A 3,699-nucleotide genomic window follows, 5' to 3' on the forward strand; every position below is an offset into this window, starting at 1 on the left:
ACAGGCCCAGGGTTTCCCCGCCCACCAGGCCGCTCAAGGTGCCGCCCGACAGGGCCGCATTGAGCGTGCCGTCATACATGCGGTTGCTGGTGGTGACACCCGTGATGGTCAGGGCCTTGGCCGTGATATCGGCCAGCGCGCTACCCGTCGTGCCGGCAAGGATATAGTTGCCCGCATCGGCGCCACCCAGGAACAGACCGCTGATGCTGACTGTTTTGCCGGTGCCGGCATTCTTGTTGTCAAAAGTGCCCGTGCCGCTCAACGTCAGCGCATCACTGCCGATCTTACCGGCGAATACAGCCGCGCTGGTGTCGAGCGCAGCGCCAGTCAAGCCGTCGTAGACCTTGCTGCCGGCCAGGATGCCGCTGATGCTGCTAATCGTCGCCGGCGTGATGTTGCCACTCACGCCAGTCAACGGCGCCAAGATATAGTTGCCGGCCGCGCTACCGCCGAGGGTGGCAGTCGCATTCACGGCGATGCCATTGCCGACATTCTTGCTGGCATAGGTCCCCAGCAAAGAGAGCAGATTGACATTACCAAGATCACCGGCCAACAGGCCTGCCAACGTGCCGCCGCTGATGATGGCGGTGGTGTTGCCGTCATATACCTTGTTGCCGGCACCGGCGCCGTTCAGGCTGAGCTGGCGCTGCGTGATCACCAGGCCGCCATCGATATAGCTGACCGCATAGCCGGACTGCCCGCCCGGGGCATACAGGCCGCTGGCCGACACGCTGTAGGTGCCAGCATTGACGGCGCCAGCGGCATTGCCTGCATACGCGAGCGTACCCAGCAGGCTGGCGCCCGCCACCGTGTTCGAATACGTGACGCTATTGCTGCCACCGGCATAGACCACGCCGTCATACACCTTGCTGTCGTAGGAAACGCGCACGGCGACCTGCTTCATGAACGAACGCAGGAAAGGCGCGCTCTGGCCATCGTAGGCGACCCACATCTGGCCCAGTTCCCAGCCCGCGCCCGTGTAATTCGACAAATTCTTCAACTGCGCCGTCGTCACGCCCGTGCCACCAGCGCTCGATATCTTGCCGCTGGCCGTGCTATCCCAATAACTGCCCGTGACGCTGCCCGCCCCCGTGCCGACCAGGCCACCACCGGCGCCGCTCACGCTGCCGTTCGCATAACTGGTCGCGACACTGCCGCTGTTGCTGCCCACCAAGCCACCCGCGCCGCTGCTGCCAGTCACCGCACCACTGGCATAACTGTCCTTGACCGTGCCCGTGTTCGTCCCCACCAGGCCGCCGACATTGTTGGCGCCCGTGACGGCGCTGGTGGCAAAGCTGCCGCTGATGCTGCCGCCATTCGTGCCGACCAGGGCGCCCGTATTGTCGCCGCCAGCGACCGTGCCGCTAGACAAGCCCACATTGGCGATCACGCCGCCGCTGCCGACGACGCCAAACAAGCCCACGCCCGCCACGCCCACCTTAGCGATATTCAGGCTGGAAACAATATGCCCGGTGCCGTCGAGGCTACCCGTGAAGGCCGACCCCGCCGTACCGACCGGGATGAAGCCCGTGCTGCCCCACACGTCGTTGCCGTTCGCGGCCGTGCTGGCTGCGCTGAAGCTGCTGCCCAGCGTGTAGCTGGCAGCCTTGTTCATTGCCATCAATTGCAGCTGGTGCGTGGAATTGATGGTGTTCGACCATTCCGACGCCAGCATGGGGCGCGTGCCGGCGCTGGCGCCATTGATCGAACCGTCGCCGCTGACGAGGACCCAGTTGTTGCCCGTCGCGCCGGCCGTGCCGGTGAAATTAAATCCCGCGAAATTACTACCTTGCAACATTTGCGCGCTGGTCAGGCCCAGCGCGTTCGAGGTGGCCCCGTTGCCAGTCACGCCGATGGCGGCGATCATGCTATTCAAGCTCTTGTCGAAATAGGCATTCGTCACGGTGCCGCCGTTGTTATCGCCGACGATCATGCCGACGCTGGCGCCACCCGCCGTGAGCTTGCCCGAATAATAGACATTCGTCATTGTAAACAGGTTATAACCAACCACACCGCCCACGGTGGAATTGCCAGTCACATTGCCGGTGGCATAGCTATTGCGTATCGGGCCATACGACAAGCCGACCAGGCCGCCGATGTTATTGCCACTGCCCGTCACATTACCGGTGGCATAGCTGTTATCGACCGTGCCGCCGGACTCTATCCGCCCCAGCAAGCCACCCAGGCCGGAAGTCCCCGTGACATTGCCCGTGGCATAGCTGTTCATCACCACGCCGGTAGTATCGTTGATAGCGGCCAGGCCGCCGCCATAGCTGCCGCCCGCGCCACCGACACTGACGGCGCCCGTGGCATAGCTGTCGCTGATCGTGCCGCGGTTGTAGACGGCCAGACCGCCGGCTAAATAACTGCTCGAGCTGGTAGCGGCCGAACTGGAACTGCTCTTGATCAAACCACCAGCGGCATTCACGCCGACCAGGCCTGCAGCGGCGCCGTATCCATAGCCAACCCTGATATTCGTGGCGGCGACCGTCCCTGCAGCACGGCTGTTGCTGACCGTGCCCACATTGGTGCCCACCAGTCCGCCCATATTGACGTAACCGGCGCCGTGCACGGCGCCGCTGCTGCTCACATTGTTGATCGTGCCCGCATTGTAGCCAGCCAGCGCGCCTACATCCGTGTAAGTGGCGCCGGACACGGCTTGCGAACCCGTGATATTGACATTGTTCAAGCTCAAGTTGCGCACGCTGCCGACGAGGCCAATATTGCCGAACATGGCCGCCGGCGTCTCGGCGCGGTTGATGGTCAAGCCATACAGTTCATGGCCCAGGCCGTCAAACTTGCCAGTGAACGGCGTGCCGGCGCTGCCGATCGGCACAAATCCCTTGCCGCTGTCCCAGCTGCCCGTGACACTGGCATCGACATTGCTGCCCAGGACATAGTTGCCGGACAAATTGCCCCGCATGCCCTGCACATCGCTGCCGCTGCTGCTGTTGAAGGCGCCCAGGCTGTTGATCACCTGATACACGGTCACGCCGCCATCGCTGCCCAGCTTGGTGCTGAAGTTATTACCCGATGGCAAATCGACTTCCGCCTTGACGTTGTAGGTGGCCGGATTGCTGGCGGCGGCGCCACTCTGGCCGTATTCCAGCGCCAGGCTGGCCGTGCCCGAGCCGCGCATGGCCTTGTTGATGTTGATATTGTTTTGCGCCGTCAGGGTCAGCTTGTTGGCCGACCAATTGATGTTGTCGTTGACGTTGATGTTGCCTTGCGTACCGCCAGCACCCGATACGCTCTGGATCTGCACATTGCCCGATTTCAAGGAGTTGCTCAGGAAGGTGCCCGTCATGTCGCCGCCGGAGACGGCGATATTGAAGTCGGTCGGGTCGATCAGCCACGTGCCCGACAAGCCCTTGTTCGACGCCGTGGTCACCTTCAGCGCAGCGTCGATGTTTACATGCGCGGCCGAGGTGTCGATAAAGCCGCCCTTGCCGCTGACGGGCGCGCTGGCGTCCAGCGTGCCGCCCGCGTTCACCGTGCCGCTTTGCATGTCGCCCAGCAACTTGATCGTACCGCCGCGCGTATCGATCGTGTGCGCCTCGATCACGCCCGTGTTGTTGACGACGGTTCTCAGCAGGTCGCCGGCCGCCTGCGCCGTCAAGACCACGCTGCCGCCGTCCGCCCGGATCATGCCGCCATTATTGACCAAGGCGCCCACGGCGCCCGCGTTGACGGCGACAT

The 3,699-nt window shown here is 63.4% G+C and carries 1 protein-coding gene; it reads right to left on the reverse strand.

Going from position 1 to position 3,699, the window contains the following annotated elements; genetic code table 11:
• On the reverse strand, positions 1-3,699 hold a 3,699-nt coding region (locus K0F86_RS27045; RefSeq protein ID WP_219137205.1), incomplete at both ends, for an S-layer family protein.

Source organism: Janthinobacterium sp. UMAB-60 (assembly GCF_900095235.1).
In the GTDB taxonomy this organism is placed as follows: Bacteria; Pseudomonadota; Gammaproteobacteria; order Burkholderiales; family Burkholderiaceae_D; genus Janthinobacterium.